At 73.1% G+C, this 14,772-nt stretch carries 16 protein-coding genes; 9 read left to right on the top strand and 7 right to left on the bottom strand.

What is annotated here, in order from left to right; translation table 11 throughout:
• Positions 1 to 590 precede the first annotated feature (590 nt).
• Positions 591 to 758: a hypothetical protein gene (locus tag FB388_RS39740; protein ID WP_170225969.1), complete on the top strand. Its 168-nt coding sequence runs from the start codon at positions 591 to 593 to the stop codon at positions 756 to 758.
• 5 nt (positions 759 to 763) lie between these two features.
• Here the strand turns inward: FB388_RS39740 and FB388_RS34465 are convergent, their stop codons facing one another.
• A complete protein-coding gene (locus tag FB388_RS34465) occupies positions 764 to 1,204 on the bottom strand; it encodes a nitroreductase family deazaflavin-dependent oxidoreductase (RefSeq protein WP_142106864.1) in 441 nt (146 codons plus the stop codon).
• A 160-nt stretch (positions 1,205 to 1,364) separates the two neighbouring features.
• On the opposite strand from FB388_RS34465, the gene thiD reads away from it, so the two are divergent.
• Together thiD and thiC are read left to right on the top strand one after the other, a co-directional pair.
• A complete protein-coding gene (gene thiD / locus FB388_RS34460) occupies positions 1,365 to 2,216 on the top strand; it encodes a bifunctional hydroxymethylpyrimidine kinase/phosphomethylpyrimidine kinase (protein ID WP_142106863.1) in 852 nt (283 codons plus the stop codon).
• A 117-nt stretch (positions 2,217 to 2,333) separates the two neighbouring features.
• On the top strand, positions 2,334 to 3,953 hold the full coding sequence (thiC, locus tag FB388_RS34455; RefSeq protein WP_142106862.1) for a phosphomethylpyrimidine synthase ThiC: 1,620 nt from the start codon (positions 2,334 to 2,336) through the stop codon (positions 3,951 to 3,953).
• A gap of 69 nt (positions 3,954 to 4,022) precedes the next feature.
• Here the strand turns inward: thiC and FB388_RS34450 are convergent, their stop codons facing one another.
• Both FB388_RS34450 and FB388_RS34445 read right to left on the bottom strand, forming a co-directional pair.
• The gene (locus FB388_RS34450; RefSeq protein ID WP_142106861.1) at positions 4,023 to 4,466 is read right to left on the bottom strand and encodes a YybH family protein; all 444 of its coding nucleotides are present in this window, start codon (positions 4,464 to 4,466) and stop codon (positions 4,023 to 4,025) included.
• A gap of 29 nt (positions 4,467 to 4,495) precedes the next feature.
• The gene (locus FB388_RS34445; protein ID WP_142106860.1) at positions 4,496 to 5,431 is read right to left on the bottom strand and encodes an RNA polymerase subunit sigma-70; all 936 of its coding nucleotides are present in this window, start codon (positions 5,429 to 5,431) and stop codon (positions 4,496 to 4,498) included.
• A gap of 135 nt (positions 5,432 to 5,566) precedes the next feature.
• Here FB388_RS34445 and FB388_RS34440 point away from each other — a divergent pair, with 135 nt between their 5' ends.
• The 4 genes from FB388_RS34440 to FB388_RS34425 all read left to right on the top strand — a co-directional run bounded on the left by FB388_RS34440 (position 5,567) and on the right by FB388_RS34425 (position 10,286).
• Entirely contained in the window at positions 5,567 to 7,822 is a 2,256-nt protein-coding gene (locus FB388_RS34440; RefSeq protein WP_142106859.1) for a xanthine dehydrogenase family protein molybdopterin-binding subunit, read from the top strand.
• The gene (locus FB388_RS34435; protein WP_142106858.1) at positions 7,819 to 8,352 is read left to right on the top strand and encodes a (2Fe-2S)-binding protein; all 534 of its coding nucleotides are present in this window, start codon (positions 7,819 to 7,821) and stop codon (positions 8,350 to 8,352) included. Before FB388_RS34440 ends, FB388_RS34435 begins: the two co-directional genes overlap by 4 nt.
• Entirely contained in the window at positions 8,349 to 9,164 is an 816-nt protein-coding gene (locus FB388_RS34430) for an FAD binding domain-containing protein (protein ID WP_142106857.1), read from the top strand. Before FB388_RS34435 ends, FB388_RS34430 begins: the two co-directional genes overlap by 4 nt.
• Positions 9,165 to 9,230: 66 nt before the next feature.
• Complete coding sequence (locus FB388_RS34425) at positions 9,231 to 10,286, top strand: serine/threonine-protein kinase (protein WP_142106856.1); 1,056 nt, start codon at positions 9,231 to 9,233, stop codon at positions 10,284 to 10,286.
• Positions 10,287 to 10,368: 82 nt separating this feature from the next.
• On the opposite strand, the gene FB388_RS34420 is transcribed toward FB388_RS34425, so the two are convergent.
• The 3 genes from FB388_RS34420 to FB388_RS34410 form a co-directional block, all read right to left on the bottom strand.
• Positions 10,369 to 11,022 (bottom strand): response regulator transcription factor, encoded by a 654-nt coding sequence (locus FB388_RS34420; protein WP_142106855.1) that lies wholly within the window; start codon positions 11,020 to 11,022, stop codon positions 10,369 to 10,371.
• Positions 11,019 to 12,218, bottom strand: coding sequence for a sensor histidine kinase (locus FB388_RS34415; protein ID WP_142106854.1), 1,200 nt, complete (start codon positions 12,216 to 12,218; stop codon positions 11,019 to 11,021). Before FB388_RS34415 ends, FB388_RS34420 begins: the two co-directional genes overlap by 4 nt.
• A 63-nt stretch (positions 12,219 to 12,281) precedes the next feature.
• Entirely contained in the window at positions 12,282 to 13,079 is a 798-nt protein-coding gene (locus FB388_RS34410; RefSeq protein WP_142106853.1) for a CPBP family intramembrane glutamic endopeptidase, read from the bottom strand.
• Between the two features lie 216 nt (positions 13,080 to 13,295).
• Between FB388_RS34410 and FB388_RS34405 the strand changes: the two genes are divergently transcribed.
• On the top strand, positions 13,296 to 14,249 hold the full coding sequence (locus FB388_RS34405) for an NAD(P)/FAD-dependent oxidoreductase (RefSeq protein ID WP_142106852.1): 954 nt from the start codon (positions 13,296 to 13,298) through the stop codon (positions 14,247 to 14,249).
• Here FB388_RS34405 and FB388_RS34400 read toward each other — a convergent pair.
• The gene (locus FB388_RS34400; RefSeq protein WP_342787953.1) at positions 14,224 to 14,583 is read right to left on the bottom strand and encodes a DUF952 domain-containing protein; all 360 of its coding nucleotides are present in this window, start codon (positions 14,581 to 14,583) and stop codon (positions 14,224 to 14,226) included. The two genes, FB388_RS34405 and FB388_RS34400, sit on opposite strands and share 26 nt — an antisense overlap.
• A gap of 87 nt (positions 14,584 to 14,670) precedes the next feature.
• Between FB388_RS34400 and mftA the strand changes: the two genes are divergently transcribed.
• Positions 14,671 to 14,772, top strand: coding sequence for a mycofactocin precursor MftA (gene mftA, locus FB388_RS34395; protein ID WP_075955157.1), 102 nt, complete (start codon positions 14,671 to 14,673; stop codon positions 14,770 to 14,772).

The following is a 14,772-nucleotide window of genomic DNA, read 5'->3' as shown; positions in this document are numbered from 1 at the left end:
GCGCACGGCCGAACAGGGAGGAGAACCGGATGAAGATCGAGCTCAGCCGATCCGTTCCCGAGACCGACGCGGCGCACGTCCTGCGCGTCGAGCCGGTGGAAATCCCGGGGCAGCGAGCTGGCGGGCGCTCCGCCCCGGAGGTCGGGGCAGGTCAGGGTCCCGGGACGGTTCGGGCTGTCGGGCCGGCCCCGCACGGCGTTGCAGGCCGTGGAGCTGCCCGAGAACCCGCCCGCGGAGGTCGACGCCGTCGTGAGCATCGAGACGCGGTCGAGCCGCGGCACCGCGTTCGTGATCCGCAACGACGGCCGGCACGCCGACCTGGTGACCAACGAGCACGTGATCGGTGCGGCGACGGCTGGCCGAGGAGGCCGACCTGCGGCTCGTCCGGATCAACTCGTCGGGGTTGCCGGTGACCCCGCTCGAGATATCCGCGGCCGGCACGCTCGAAGCGCTCGCGCTGTCCGTCGGCTACCCGCACGGCGGCGTTCCGCGGTTCGTCTGGCCGGTGAGCCCGGTGCCGCTCCCGGCGGTCGGGATTCGGCCGGCTCGTCCTGCGCGCCGGGACCGCCGAGCTGTGGACGCCGTGGCGCGTGCAGCGCGGCAACTCCGGTGGACCGGTGCTCATGCGGGAACGCGGCAGGCTGCGCGTCGCCGCGGTCACCTACGTGCAGCACGACGGGCGCCGTTCGCGGGGCAGTGCGGCCCAGATCCCGGCGCCCGTCCTGCGCGCGTACGTCGCGGCGGTGGAGCGGTCGTGACCCGCTCAGACCTCCAGCGGCTCCAGGACGAACACGGGGATCTCCCGGGTCGTCTTCTTCTGGTAGTCGGCGTAGTCCGGGTAGGCCGCGACGGCCCGCTCCCACCAGATCGCCTTCTCCTCGCCGGTGACCTCGCGCGCCTTGAAGTCCCGCGACTCCGTGCCGTCCTGCAGCTCGACGTGCGGGTCGGCCTTGACGTTGTAGTACCAGACGGGGTGCTTCGGCGCGCCTCCCAAGGAGGCGACGATGGCGTAGTCGCCCTCGTGCTCCACGCGCATCAGTGGGACCTTGCGCAACTTCCCGGTCTTGGCGCCGCGCGTGGTCAGCAGCACCACGGGGCGGCCTTTGATGTCGACGCTCTCCGTGGTCCCGGTCTCGAAGATCTTCTCGGTCTGTTCGCGGACCCATCCGGTCGGGCTGATCTCGTACTCACCTTCGAGTGGCATGTGGGGCTCAACGACGCGCCGCCGCCGGATCTTCCCCTCGCCCGTCCGTTCGGGTTACGGTCGAGGCAGACGGGAGCTCGCAGCAGCGGGCTGAGAGGGCGGCTGGTGCGCCGCCGACCGCAGGAACCTGTCCGGGTAATGCCGGCGTAGGGAGGCGAATATGGCTGAGTCCACCGTGGGCACCACACCCCCGACCGTCATGACGATCGCGGGCACCGACTCCGGCGGCGGCGCCGGCGTCGTGGCCGACCTGCGGGCCATGGCGGCCTGCGGGGCGCACGGCTGCGTGGCCGTCACCGCGGTCACCGTGCAGAACACCCTGGGCGTCACCGGCGTCCACACGATCCCGCCGGAGGTCGTGGCGGCCCAGATCGAGTCGGTCGCAGGCGACATCGCTCTCGGCGCGGTCAAGACCGGGATGCTGGCCGACACGCCGATCATCGAGGCGATCGTCGACGCCTGCGACCGCGTCGGCATCGGCGGCGACGGGGTCCCACTGGTCATCGACCCGGTCGCGGCCTCCATGCACGGCGACCCGCTCCTCGCCGACGCGGCCCTCGACGCCTACCGCACCTTGCTCTTCCCCCGCGCCGTGCTGGCCACGCCCAACCTCGACGAGGTGCGCCTGCTCGCAGGCGTTGACGTGCACGACCGCGCGGCCCAGTACGAGGCGGCCAAGGTGATGCACGGGTTCGGCCCGCAGTACGTCCTGATCAAGGGCGGGCACCTGCAGGAGGACACCGACGTGTGCGTCGACCTCCTCTACGACGGGCACACGTTCACCGAGCTGCCCGGCCCGCGCTTCGACACCGGCAACACGCACGGGAGCGGGGACAACATGGCGTCCGCCATCGCGTCCTGGCTCGCCCGCGGCGTGCCGGTGCCCGAGGCCGTCGCGCTCGGGAAGCGCTACGTCGTCGAGGCCGTGCGGCACTCGTACCCGCTCGGCGGGGGCCACGGCCCGATCTCACCGCTGTGGGCGGTCCGGCCCTGGTGGGAGCAGACCGACTGAGAAGTCCGGCACAACTGAACACACCGCGGGAGCTCGTGCGCGCAACGGGCTGAGAGGGCATGTGCAGCCGACCGCAGAACCTGTCCGGGTAATGCCGACGTAGGGAGAAGAACAGCGATGACCGCTGTCGCGCCGTCCGTCACGACCGGCCCCATCAGGGGCTCGCACAAGGCGTATCTCGATGGACCGGACGGGCTGCGCGTCCCGGTCCGCCGCATCGAGCTGTCCACCGGCGAGCACCACGACGTGTACGACACCTCGGGCCCGTACACCGACGACACCGCCCCGATCGACCTCGCCGCGGGCCTGCCACCGCTGCGCGCCCCGTGGATCACGGCCCGCGAGCCGGGCACCCAGCTCGCCTACGCCAGGGCCGGCCTGATCACGCCGGAGATGCGGTTCGCCGCGATCCGGGAAGGCGTCGACGCCGAGCTGGTGCGGTCCGAGGTCGCCGCGGGCCGCGCGGTGGTCCCCGCGAACCGGAGGCACCCGGAGTCGGAGCCCATGGTGATCGGGAAGCGGTTCCTGGTGAAGGTCAACGCCAACATCGGCAACTCCGCCGTCAGTTCCTCGATCGAGGACGAGGTGGAGAAGATGGTGTGGGCCACGCGCTGGGGCGCCGACACCGTCATGGACCTCTCGACCGGCAGGAACATCACCGAGACCCGCGAGTGCATCCTGCGCAACTCACCCGTCCCGATCGGCACCGTGCCGATCTACCAGGCGCTGGAGAAGGCGGGCGGGGATCCCGCGAAGCTGTCGTGGGAGCTCTACCGCGACGTCGTGGTCGAGCAGTGCGAGCAGGGCGTCGACTACATGACGGTGCACGCGGGCGTGCTGCTGCGCTACGTGCCGCTCACCGCGAAGCGCGTCACCGGGATCGTCTCCCGGGGTGGCTCGATCATGGCGGCCTGGTGCCTCGCCCACCACCGCGAGTCGTTCCTCTACACCCGTTTCGAGGAGCTCTGCGACATCCTGCGCGCCTACGACGTCACGTTCTCCCTCGGCGACGGGCTGCGGCCCGGTTCGATCGCCGACGCCAACGACGAGGCGCAGCTCGCGGAGCTGCGGACGCTGGGCGAGCTCACCGCGGTCGCGCGCTCCAAGGACGTGCAGGTGATGATCGAGGGGCCCGGGCACGTCCCGCTGCACAAGATCGACGAGAACGTGCGGCTGGAGGAGGAGTGGTGCGGCGGCGCGCCCTTCTACACCCTCGGCCCGCTCGCCACCGACATCGCGCCCGGCTACGACCACATCACCAGCGCGATCGGCGCCGCCCGGATCGCCCAGCGCGGCACCGCGATGCTCTGCTACGTCACGCCGAAGGAGCACCTCGGCCTGCCGGACCGCGACGACGTGAAGACCGGCGTGATCACCTACAAGATCGCCGCTCACGCCGCCGACCTGGCCAAGGAGCACCCGCGCGCCCAGGCCCGCGACGACGCGCTGTCGGCGGCCCGGTTCGAGTTCCGCTGGCTCGACCAGTTCCACCTCTCCCTCGACCCGGACACCGCGCTCGCCTTCCACGACGAGACCCTGCCCGCCGAGCCCGCCAAGACGGCCCACTTCTGCTCCATGTGCGGGCCGAAGTTCTGCTCGATGCGGATCACGCAGGACGTCCGCGACTACGCCGAGGCCAACGGCCTGACCACGGTCGCGGCGATCGAGGCCGGGATGGCGGAGAAGGCGGAGGAGTTCACGGAGTCCGGCGGCCGGATCAACCTCCCGCTGGCCTGAGGGATGTCAGCAAAGCCACCTTGCTGACGCGTGACGTCAGGAAGGTGGCTTTGCTGACACGGGCGACGGCTACGGCTGCAGGTCCTGCACGGCGCGGATCTCCGCGTCGCTCGTGACCGTCTCGTCGGGGAACGAGTGGTGCTCGTGCGCCACCAGCCAGCGTCCGTTCTCCTTGCGGAGGCCGAACGTGATCCGCAGCCGGTGCTCGGGGTTGGCCGCGTGGTGCTCGGCGGTGCCGCAGCGCAGCAGCGCCCACGCGAACGCGACGTCCTCGCCCGCCGTGACGTCGAGCTCGACGATGTCGAACGTCGCCCCCTGCGCCTGCCACTCGAAGAAGCCCGGCCACGTGTCGCGATAGGCCTCGATGCCGCGGACGCCCTGCTGGGGCGGCGGCACGTCGAACATCACGATGTCGCCGGGGTGGTCGGCCAGCACCTCGTCGAGGTCGCCTGCGTGCACGGCGGCCGCCCACCGCTCGATCAGCTCTCGGATCTCTTCCTCATCGGTCTTCATGCTCGGTCAACCCCGCGCGGCGCGCGAACTCATCGCTCGATCCGCCCCGGGAGCCCGAAGCGGGAGAAGTCGGCCTCCAGGAACGACACGACCTCCTGCACGACGCCATCGCGCACCGTGAGTACGTCGAGCCCCATCGGGACGAACGCGGTGCCGTCCCACGAGTAGGTCGCGAACGCCGGCATGCCGTTGGCGCTGGTCGGGAGGAATCGCCACCGGTCGGTGAGCGGGCCGGTGACCAGGAACTCCCTGATGGCGTCCCGCCCGGCGTACCACTCCGGCAGCGGGGGCATCGAGAAGCGCGCGTCCTCGGCGAGCATCGCCACGATCGCCTCGACGTCGCCCGCCTCCCACGCGGCGGCGTACCGACGGGCCAGCTCGGCCGTTCCCGGCGCGTCCCGGTCCGGTGCGGGTTGCGCCCGCGGCAGGCGGGCGCGCTGCAGCGCGCTGTTCACCGCCGCGACCGAGGTGTCGAGCAGGTCGGCCGTCTCGGCGGCCGAGTAGCCGAGCACCTCGCGGAGCAGGAGCGCGGCGCGCTGCCGGGGCGGCAGGTGCTGGAGGGCCACCAGGAACGCCAGCTCGACGCTCTCCCACGCGACCAGCCGCTCCGCCGGGTCCAGGTGGTCGGCGTAGGACATCAGGCCGTCGGGCAGCGGTTCCAACCAGCGCACCTCCTGTGCCTCGCCGGGCGTCACCGCGGTCGGCAGCTCCCGGCGTGCGGTGCGCCCGAGGAACGTCAGGCAGCGGTTGGTGGCGATCTTGTACAGCCACGCGCGCACGGACCGCTCGCGGTCGTCCAAGCGGGGCCGGAAGCCGGGCCACGCCTGCCACGCCCGCAGCCACGTCTCCTGCACGATGTCCTCCGCGTCGGCGAGCGACCCGAGCATCCGGTAGCAGTGCGCGGTGACTTCGCCGCGGAACGGCGCGACGGCGGCGGTGAACTCGGCCTCGACGATGGACGGCACGCAACCATGGTGGGCCAGCAGTGAGCAGCCTGCTGCGGTGTGCGACCGACCTGGCCGATTGATCAGGTTCCACGCCGCGGAAGGATCGCCGCAGCGCGGGCGGTGGGACACATCGGAGGTCTAACATCCCGGGCGATGAGCATCATGGGCACGCGCGTTGTCCGCACAGAGGATCCGGTGTTCCTCTCGCGGGGAGCGACATACACCGACGACCTGACCGACGAGCGGTTGACCGGTGCACTGCACCTCACGCTCGTCCGGTCCCCACTGGCGCACGGCCGCATCACCGGGATCGACGTCGAGGCGGCCAAGGCCGCGCCCGGCGTCGTCGCGGTGTTCACCGCCGCCGACCTCGACCTCTCGCCCGCGCTGCTGTTCCCGGCCGCGAACCGGGCGATGGTCCGGCCGTTCCTCGCGGGTGACCGGGTGCGGTTCGTGGGGGAGCCCGTCGCGGCCGTCCTCACCGAGCACCCGTACCAGGGGCAGGACGCGGCCGACCTGGTGGAGGTCGACTACGACCCGCTGCCGGCCGTGATCGACCTGAAGGAGTCCCTCGCGGACGAGGTCGTGCTGTTCGAGGAGGCGGGCACCAACCTCGCGCTCGCGTTCGACGACCAGGAGTTCGACGAGCACCTGTTCGACGACTGCGAGGTCGTCGTCACGGACGAGATCGTCAACCAGCGCCTGGCGGCCTCTCCGCTGGAGACGCGCGCCGCCGCGGCCGCATGGGGCGACGACGGGCGGCTCACGCTGTTCGCGTCCTCGCAGAACGCGCAGATGGCCCGTGACGAGGTGGCGGGCTGGCTCGGCATCGAACCGGCGCAGGTCCACGTGATCCTGCCGGACGTCGGCGGCGGGTTCGGCGCGAAGATCGGTGGCGACCCGACGTTCGCGCTGGTCGCGTGGCTGGCGAAGCAGGTCGGGCGGCCGGTCCGGTGGACCGAGACCCGCTCGGAGAACATGACCGGGATGCTGCAGGGCCGCGCCCAGCTGCAGACGATCACGATCGGCGGGCGCCGCGACGGCACCGTCCTCGCGTACCGGCTCGACGTGCTCGCCGACGCGGGCGGCTACCCGGCCGTCGGCGTGTTCCTGCCGTTCTTCACGCGGCAGATGGCGCCGGGCGTCTACGACATCCCGAAGGTGGAGTCGCGGGCCCGGGTGCTGGTCACCACCACGACTCCCACCGGCGCTTACCGCGGCGCAGGCCGCCCGGAGGCGACGGCGGCGATCGAGCGGGCCATGGACCTGTTCGCCGCCGAGATCGGCATGGACCCGGCCGAGGTGCGCAAGCGCAACGTGGTGCCGCCGGACAAGTTCCCGTTCACCACGAAGGGCGGGGCCACCTACGACACCGGCGAGTACGAGAAGGCCATCGACCGGGTGCTGGAGGCCGCCGGGTACTCCGACCTGCGGGCCGAGCAGGCGGCGCGGCGGGAGCGCGGCGACGTCGTGCAGCTCGGCATCGGCGTCTCGGCCTACGTCGAGATCACCGGCGGCGGGGAGTTCCGCGAGGACGCCTCGGTCGAGGTGCACCCCGACGGCGCTGTGACCGTGCTCACCGGCACCTCCCCACACGGTCAGGGGCATGCGACGGCGTGGGCGATGCTCGCCAGCGAGCACCTGGGCATCCCGATCGAGAAGATCACCGTCAAGCACGGCGACACCGACCTCATCCCGCGCGGCGTCGGCACGATGGGCTCGCGGAGCCTGCAGACCGGCGGCGTCGCGGTGTACCAGGCGGCCGGCCAGCTGGTGGAGATCGCCAAGCAGCGCGCCGCCGACCTGCTGGAGGCGAGCGTCGACGACCTCGAGGTCGTCGACGGCCGCGTCACGGTGAAGGGCACCGGCACCGGCGTCGATCTCGCCGACCTGGCCGCGAAGGAGCAGCTGCGCGTCGACACCGCGTTCGACAGCGGGGCCGCCACGTTCCCGTTCGGTGCGCACGTCGCGGTGGTCGAGGTCGACACCGAGTCGGGCAAGGCGGTGGTCGACCGGATCGTCACGGTCGACGACGCGGGCCCGGTGCTCAACCCGCTCCTCGCGGAGGGGCAGCGCCACGGCGGCATCGCGCAGGGCATCTCACAGGCCCTGCTGGAGGAGGTCGTCTACGACGCCGACGGCAACCCGCTCACGGCCACGTTCGCCGACTACGGGTTCCCGTCCGCGGCAGAGCTGCCCAGCTTCACGCTGGTGAGCATGGAGACGCCGACGCCGCTGAACCCCATCGGCGCGAAGGGCATCGGCGAGGCGGGCACCATCGGCGCCACGCCGGCCGTGCAGAGCGCGGTGATCGACGCCGTGTCGCACCTCGGCGTCCGCCACATCGACATGCCGACCAGCCCGCTGAGGGTGTGGGAGGCCATCCGGGCTGCAGGGGGTGTGAAGTGACCGAGAAGGTCCAGATCACGGTCAACGGCGAGGCCACCACCGCGGACGTCGAGCCGCGGCTGCTGCTCGTGCACTACCTGCGCGACGTGGTCGGGCTCAAGGCCACCAACATCGGCTGCGACACCACGTCCTGCGGGGCGTGCACCGTGCTGCTCGACGGCGAGTCGGTGAAGTCGTGCACGGTGCTCGCCGTGCAGGCCGACCAGCAGTCGGTCACCACGATGGAGGGGCTCTCGCCCGATCCGGAGCACCTGCACCCGGTGGCGGCGGCGTTCCGCGCCGAGCACGGACTGCAGTGCGGTTTCTGCACGCCGGGCATGGTGATGGCCGCGGCCGGCCTGCTGGAGGAGAACCCGCACCCCACCGAGCGGGAGGTGCGCGAAGGCCTGGAGGGCAACCTCTGCCGCTGCACCGGCTACCACAACATCGTCCGGGCCGTGCTGGCCGCGGCGGGGAAGGACCCGGCAGAGGCCGAGGACTCGCCCGCCGAGCTCGCAGCACCCGGCTTCTCCACCGGGAGCGGCTCGTGATCCCCGTCGGCTTCGACTACGCCCGTCCCGACTCGGTCGACGCGGCGCTCGCCCTGCTCGCCGAGCACGGTGAGGACGCCACGCTGCTCGCGGGTGGCCACTCGCTGCTCCCGGTCATGAAGCTGCGGCTGGCCGCGCCCGAGCTCGTGATCGACATCGGCAAGCTCGCGGAGCTGCAGTACGTCCGGGTCGACGGCGACGAGGTCGTGATCGGCGCGGGCACCCGGCACCGCACGATCGAGACCTCGGACGTGCTGGCGGCCGAGTGCCCGCTGCTGCCCGCCGTCGCCCGCACGGTGGGTGACCCGCAGGTGCGCCACCGCGGCACGCTCGGCGGCTCGCTCGCCCACGCCGACCCGGCCTCCGACCTCCCCGCCGCCGTGCTCGCCCTCGGTGGCACGGTGGTGCTGCGCAGCCCGCGCGGCGAGCGGCAGGTACCGATCACCGGCTTCTACACCGGCGTGTTCTCCTCGGTGAAGGAACCGGACGAGCTGATCGTCGAGGTCCGGGTGCCGCGCACCGGCGGAGCGGGCTGGGCCTACGAGAAGTTCACCCGGCGCGCGAACGACTGGGCCATCGTCGGGGTCGCGGTCGTCGACGGCCGGGTGGGGCTGGTCAACATGGGCTCCACCCCGCTGCGGGCCTCGCAGACCGAGGCCGCGCTCGCGGACGGCGCCTCCATCGAGGACGCCGCGGCGCTGGCCGATCAGGGCACCGAGCCGCCGACGGACCTCGGCGCCACGGCGGAGTACCGACGACACCTCGCGCGCGTCCTCACCCGCAGGGCCCTCACGACTGCCGCCAACGGGTGACGCACATCCGGGCCAAAGTTTCCCGGATATGTGCGTAGCTGCCCCGGACGGGGGAAAGACTTCGGTATGGCCCCCGACGAGGCTGATGCGCTCGGCGACGTCCCCCGCGTTGTCGCCGGCCGCTACGAGCTCGGGTCGGTGCTCGGCGCAGGATCGTCTGCCGTCGTGCACCGCGCCCGTGACCTGCGGCGCGGTGTCGAGGTAGCGATCAAGTGCTTCCGGCCGGGCGGCTCGGAGCGAGATCTGAGGCAGCAGCGTCAGGAGATGGCGCTGCTGGCACGACTGGACCATCCGGGACTCGTCCGTCTGCACGACGGTGGACTCGTGGACGAATGCCCGTTCGTCGTCACCGACCTGGTCGAGGGGCCCACGCTCGCCGAGCGGATCGCCTCGGGCCCGCCGCTCGCCCCGGGTGCGGTGCGTCGTCTCGGCGCCCACCTCGCCGACGCGCTGGCCTACGTCCACTCGGCCGGCATCGTGCACCGCGACGTGAAGCCGGCCAACGTCCTGCTCGGTGACGGCGGGCGCCCGCGCCTCGCCGACTTCGGCATCGCCCGGGCGCTCGAGGCCACCGCGGCCACCGCGGACGGCTGCGTCGTCGGCACCGCCGCCTACCTCGCCCCCGAACAGGTGCGCGGGGAGCACGTGGCCCCGGCCACCGACGTCTACGCGCTCGGCCTGGTGCTGCTGGAGTCCCTGACGGGGCGGCGGGAGTACCCGGGCGCCGCGGTCGAGTCGGCCACCGCCCGGCTGTACCGCGCTCCGGCGGTGCCCGAAGGGCTGCCCGCCGGGCTCGGGACCGTTCTGAGGGCGATGACGCAGGACGACCCGCGGCGTCGGCCCCCGGCGGCCGCCGTGGCCGCCGCGCTCGCGGCCGACCCCGCTTCACCCGCCGCTGCTCTGGGGCTCGAAGCGCCTGCCCGGTCCCGGGTGGGCGGCCACGGGCGGCATCGGGTGGGCCGCCCCGGCGCTCGACCGGTCTCCCGGATCGCGCTCGCCGCCCTCACCACGGTCGTCGCGATGCTCTCCGCCGCTGCCGCCGCGCCCGCCACCCCGCCGACCCCGATCACGGCGGTGGCGGACGTCCACGACGCGATCCCCTTGTCGGCGCGGATGCGCTGAGCTGTCCCCCGTACCGACGAACGGCGCGTTCGTCGGTACCTATCCGACGAACGCGCCGTTCGTCGGAAAAGGGGCTGCAGTACTAGCCGACCAGGCCCGCGTCCTGGGCCGCTATCGCCGCCTGCACCCGCGAGCGCAGGCCCAGCTTCGTCAGCACGCGGGAGACGTGCGTCTTCGTCGTCGCTTCGCTGATCACCAGCTCGGCCGAGATCTCCGCGTTGGACAGGCCGCGGCCGAGGCAGGCGAGCACGTCCAGCTCGCGCGGGGTGAGCTCGTCGAGGCCGGGCGGCCGCACCGGCTTGCGCGCAGGTGCGCCGAGCCGGGCGATCACCCGGCGGGTGATCTCGGGCGCGAGCACACCGTCGCCCTTCGCCACCGCGCGCACGGCGGCGAGCAGCGCCGGTGCCTCCACCGACTTCAGCAGGAAGCCGGCCGCGCCGGCCGCGAGCGCGGAGTCGACGTACTCGTCGAGGTCGAAGGTGGTGAGCACGAGCACCTCGCACACCGACTCGGCGATGAGCCTGCGGGTGGCCTCGATGCCGTCGATGCCCGGCATGCGGATGTCCATGAGCACGACGTCCGGCTTGCGTTCGCGGGCCGTGGCGACGGCGGCGAGCCCGTCGGCGGCCTCCCCGACCACCGTGATGTCCGGGGCGGAGTCGAGGATCATCACCAGTCCGGTGCGGATCGCCGCCTGGTCGTCGGCCACGACCACGCGCACGGGTTCGGCGCTCACCTGGACGCCCCGGCCGGAGCGGGCACCGGCAGCACGGCATGCACGCGCCAGCGGCCGCCGTCCGCCCCCGCCGTGACGGTGCCGCCCACGGCGTCCGCCCGCTCGTGCAGGCCGAGGAGCCCGGTGCCGGTCCCCCCGCCGGCAGGCGCGCCGGGCACGAGGTCGTTCTCGATCTCGATCACCAGTTCTCCGTCGTGGTCGTCCAGGTGCAGGCGCACCCGGCTGCGCGGGGCGTGCTTGGCCGCGTTCGTCAGCGACTCCTGCACGATGCGGAACGCCGCCAGGTCCACCGCGGCGGGCAGCGCGGCGACGCCGCCGCGGGCGTCGTCGACCTCGATCCGCAGGCCGGTGCCTGCTGCGGACTCGAGGAGCGCGTCGAGCCGGTCGAGGCCGGCGGGCGCCGTGCGCGGGTCGGCGTCGCCCGCGCCGTCGGCCCGCAGCAGGCCGATCATCGTGCGCATCTCGGCGAGCGACGCGACGCTGTCGCGGCGCACCGACTGCAGCACCCGCCGCAGCACGGCCGGGTCCGGGTCCGGCAGGTTGAGCGCCGCCTCGGACTGGATCGCGATGCCCGAGAGCTGCCCCGCGATCACGTCGTGCAGGTCGCGGGCCATCCGCGCCCGCTCGGCGGCCACGGCGGCGGCCCGGTCCAGCTCGGCCATCCGGGACGCCTGCTCGGCGCGTTCCCGCTGCGCGTCGGCCTGCCCGCGGTGCAGGCGCACCTCCCGCCCCCACAGCACCGGTACCGCGAGCACCAGCCCCAGGTTGAGGATGACGAGCACGGCGGCGCGGCCACCTTCGAACACCAGGCTGACGAGCGCGGCGCCCCCCGCAACGGCCGCGGTGGCGCCGGCCACCCTCAGGCTGAGGCGCTCGGACGTGTGGAGGACCGAGCAGTAGAGCAGGTCGCCGAGGATCAACATCATCGCGAGCGGCACGGTGCCCAGCTGCACCATCCCGAGCAGTGCCACGCAGGCGATCGCGAGCCCGAGCACGGGCCGGACCCGCCGCTGGGTGTGGCCGATGGAGGCGACGGAGAGGAGCCCCAGCAGGGCCCACGGCGACGGCTCCGGCGCGTCGCTCCAGCGGACGGCGACCTCGGGGACGACCAGGTACAGCAGCCCGCCCAGCGTGAAGTAGCCGACCACGTAGAGCGCGTCCTCGAGCTGCTCGCGCCCGGCCGGCCAACCCTTCACGCGGCCATTGAACACGTGCCGGCCCGCGGTCCGCGTCGATCGAAGGTGGTACGTCCGCGTAGATCAGGTCGTGGGAGTCCGGCGGACCAGGACGTGCAGTGCCACGGCGATCGCGGTGGTCACCGCGGTGGTCAGGAGGGCTGCGGCCGTCGAGGACGTCGGGAACAGCCCGGACGCCGCGTTGTTCGCGGCGTGCACCGCCACGGCCGCCGCGACGCCGCCGCGCAGCCGCTCCGACACCACCCAGATCGTGTAGCTCATCGGCACGAACGTCACGAAGAACAGCAGCGCCTGCACGCTGCCGAGCCCGATCTCGGCTTGCGTCGTGCCCGTGAGCAGGAACAGCGGTGCGTGCCACACCGCCCAGACGAGGCCGAGCAGCACCGCCGTCGGCACCGGCGCGAGCAGGCGGCGGAGGCGCGGCTGCGCGTATCCCCGCCAGCCGAACTCCTCCGACAGCGGCCCGGCGACGAGCACGTACCCGATCACCAGGAGCGGCCCGCCGACCGTCGCCGCTCGGCCGCTCGCGACCGCGAGGTCGAGCGTGCCGTCGACGAGGGCCCCGGCGACCGCGGGTGCCGCCCCCAGCAGCAGCGCCGGCGGCAACCAGAGCCCCACCGCGCCGAACGGGTTGCGCCCGCGCGGGCGGCGCCTCCCGCAGCACCAGAGCAGCAGCGCGACCACCGTCGGGCCGAAGGAGCCGACGACGAAGAGCAGCTGGGTCAGCGGCTCAGCGGTGTCGCCCCCGGCGAGCAGCGCCGCGCCCCACGGCAGCCAGCTGACGGCGAACGTGGCGGTGAGGAACAGCAGGAGGTCGGTCTTCGTCCGCTGCCGTCCCGGGAGGGGGAGCGTGCTGGTCATGGACGCAGACGCTATGGACGCCGGGTTCACGCGTCCCTGGCGAGGACCCCCGTGATGGGGTGGGGCACACCCCCGGCCGCGCGTCTCACGAGGGCGGCTGACGACCCACCAGACCGGCGCGTCCCGGGTCGGGTAGCGCCGCACGGTCTCGGGAACAACTTTGCGAATTGGCAAGAAACCGTGCCGATCCGTCGTCTCCCGCCCAGAGTGGGCGGCATGTCCTACGACGTGATCGTGATCGGCGGGGGAGCCGCTGGGCTGGCCGGCGCCACGGCCCTGCTCCGCTCCCGGCGCTCGGTGCTGGTGGTGGACGGTGGCGAGCCCCGGAACGCGCCGGCCCACGGGGTGCACAACTTCCTGACCCGCGACGGCACGCCGCCGGGTGAGCTGCTGGCGGCAGGGCGCGAGGAGGTCGTCGGCTACGGCGGGGAGCTGGTACGCGGAAGCGTGGTCGGCGTCGAGCCGGGTTTCCGGGTCCACCTCGACGACGGGCGCACGGAGACGGCCCGCCGGCTGCTCGTCGCGACCGGCCTCGTCGACGAGCTGCCGGACGTGCCCGGGCTGGCGCAGCGGTGGGGCCGGGACGTGCTGCACTGCCCGTACTGCCACGGCTGGGAGGTGCGCGACCAGGCCGTCGGGGTGCTGGCGACGGGGCCGATGGCCGCGCACCAGGCGATGCTGTTCCGGCAGCTGACCGGCGACGTCACGGTGTTCCTCCACACCGGGCCCGATCTTCCCGCGGAACAGTGGGAGCAGCTCGCCGCGCTCGACATCGCCGTGGTGGACGGTGAGGTCGCCGGGCTCGAGGTCGTCGACGACCGGCTGGCGGGCGTTCGCCTGGTCTCGGGCCGGACCGTCGCGCGCGAGGTGCTCGTCGTCGCACCGAGGTTCACCGCCCGCGTACCCCCGGTGCCGGGCCTGGTGGCGGAGGAGGTGCGGATGGGGGACCACGTCGTCGGCAGCGCTGTGCCCGTCGGGCCGGGTGGCGCCACCGCCGTGCCCGGCGTCTGGGCGGCCGGCAACGTCGCCGACGTGCAGGCGCAGGTGATCGGGTCCGCCGCGGCCGGGCTGATGGCCGGTGCGGCGATCAACATGGATCTCATCGCCGAGGAGGCCCGTCGGGCGGTCGATGCCCGTGGGCGGCTCAGCCCGGCAGCGTCGGCGCGGTGAACGTGCCGTCGTCGCCCGGCCGGTAGGGGAGGGTGGCCGTCACCGCCGTCGTCGGGATCGGGCCGTAGGCGTGCGGGAAGCGCATGGACTCCGGGTCGCCGGGCACGCCGGGCTCCCAGCGGACGTCGACGTGGACGCGGGCCGGGTCGATCACGAGCAGCAGCACGTCCGGCCGGCCGCGGAAGAGCCGGTTTGCCGGCAGCGTGACCTGCTCGGGCGTCGAGAGGTGCACGAACCCGACCTCGGCCAGCGATGGCGGGGCCACGGCACCGGCCGCCCGGGCGGCGTCCCACTCCTCGGCGGTGCACAGGTGCAACAGGACGTTCGACTCCACCCGCGCAGTCTGCAGGGCCTTGTCTTTGGCACGACGTGTCAATTAACGTCCGTCACATCCCAGCCACCCGCCGTCAGGAGGATGCGCATGTCGCCCACCAGCGAATCCCAGGCTGCTGCCGAGGAGCCAGTGGTCGAGGAGACCCTCGTCGAGGAGGTCTCCATCGACGGCATGTGCGGCGTCTACTGA

The organism is Pseudonocardia cypriaca (assembly GCF_006717045.1).
Classification (GTDB): domain Bacteria; phylum Actinomycetota; class Actinomycetes; order Mycobacteriales; family Pseudonocardiaceae; genus Pseudonocardia; species Pseudonocardia cypriaca.
The sequence above is the reverse complement of the archived record's forward strand: the minus strand, read 5'-3'. Positions and strand labels throughout refer to the sequence as shown.

Coding starts and splice junctions, on each gene's coding strand:
- FB388_RS34440 (WP_142106859.1), top strand. CDS start 5,567: ATGAGCATCATGGGCACGCGCGTTGTCCGCACAGAGGATCCGGTGTTC.
- FB388_RS34465 (WP_142106864.1), bottom strand. CDS start 1,204: ATGCCACTCGAAGGTGAGTACGAGATCAGCCCGACCGGATGGGTCCGC.
- thiD (WP_142106863.1), top strand. CDS start 1,365: ATGGCTGAGTCCACCGTGGGCACCACACCCCCGACCGTCATGACGATC.
- FB388_RS34410 (WP_142106853.1), bottom strand. CDS start 13,079: ATGACCAGCACGCTCCCCCTCCCGGGACGGCAGCGGACGAAGACCGAC.
- FB388_RS34405 (WP_142106852.1), top strand. CDS start 13,296: ATGTCCTACGACGTGATCGTGATCGGCGGGGGAGCCGCTGGGCTGGCC.
- FB388_RS34425 (WP_142106856.1), top strand. CDS start 9,231: ATGGCCCCCGACGAGGCTGATGCGCTCGGCGACGTCCCCCGCGTTGTC.
- FB388_RS34450 (WP_142106861.1), bottom strand. CDS start 4,466: ATGAAGACCGATGAGGAAGAGATCCGAGAGCTGATCGAGCGGTGGGCG.
- mftA (WP_075955157.1), top strand. CDS start 14,671: ATGTCGCCCACCAGCGAATCCCAGGCTGCTGCCGAGGAGCCAGTGGTC.
- thiC (WP_142106862.1), top strand. CDS start 2,334: ATGACCGCTGTCGCGCCGTCCGTCACGACCGGCCCCATCAGGGGCTCG.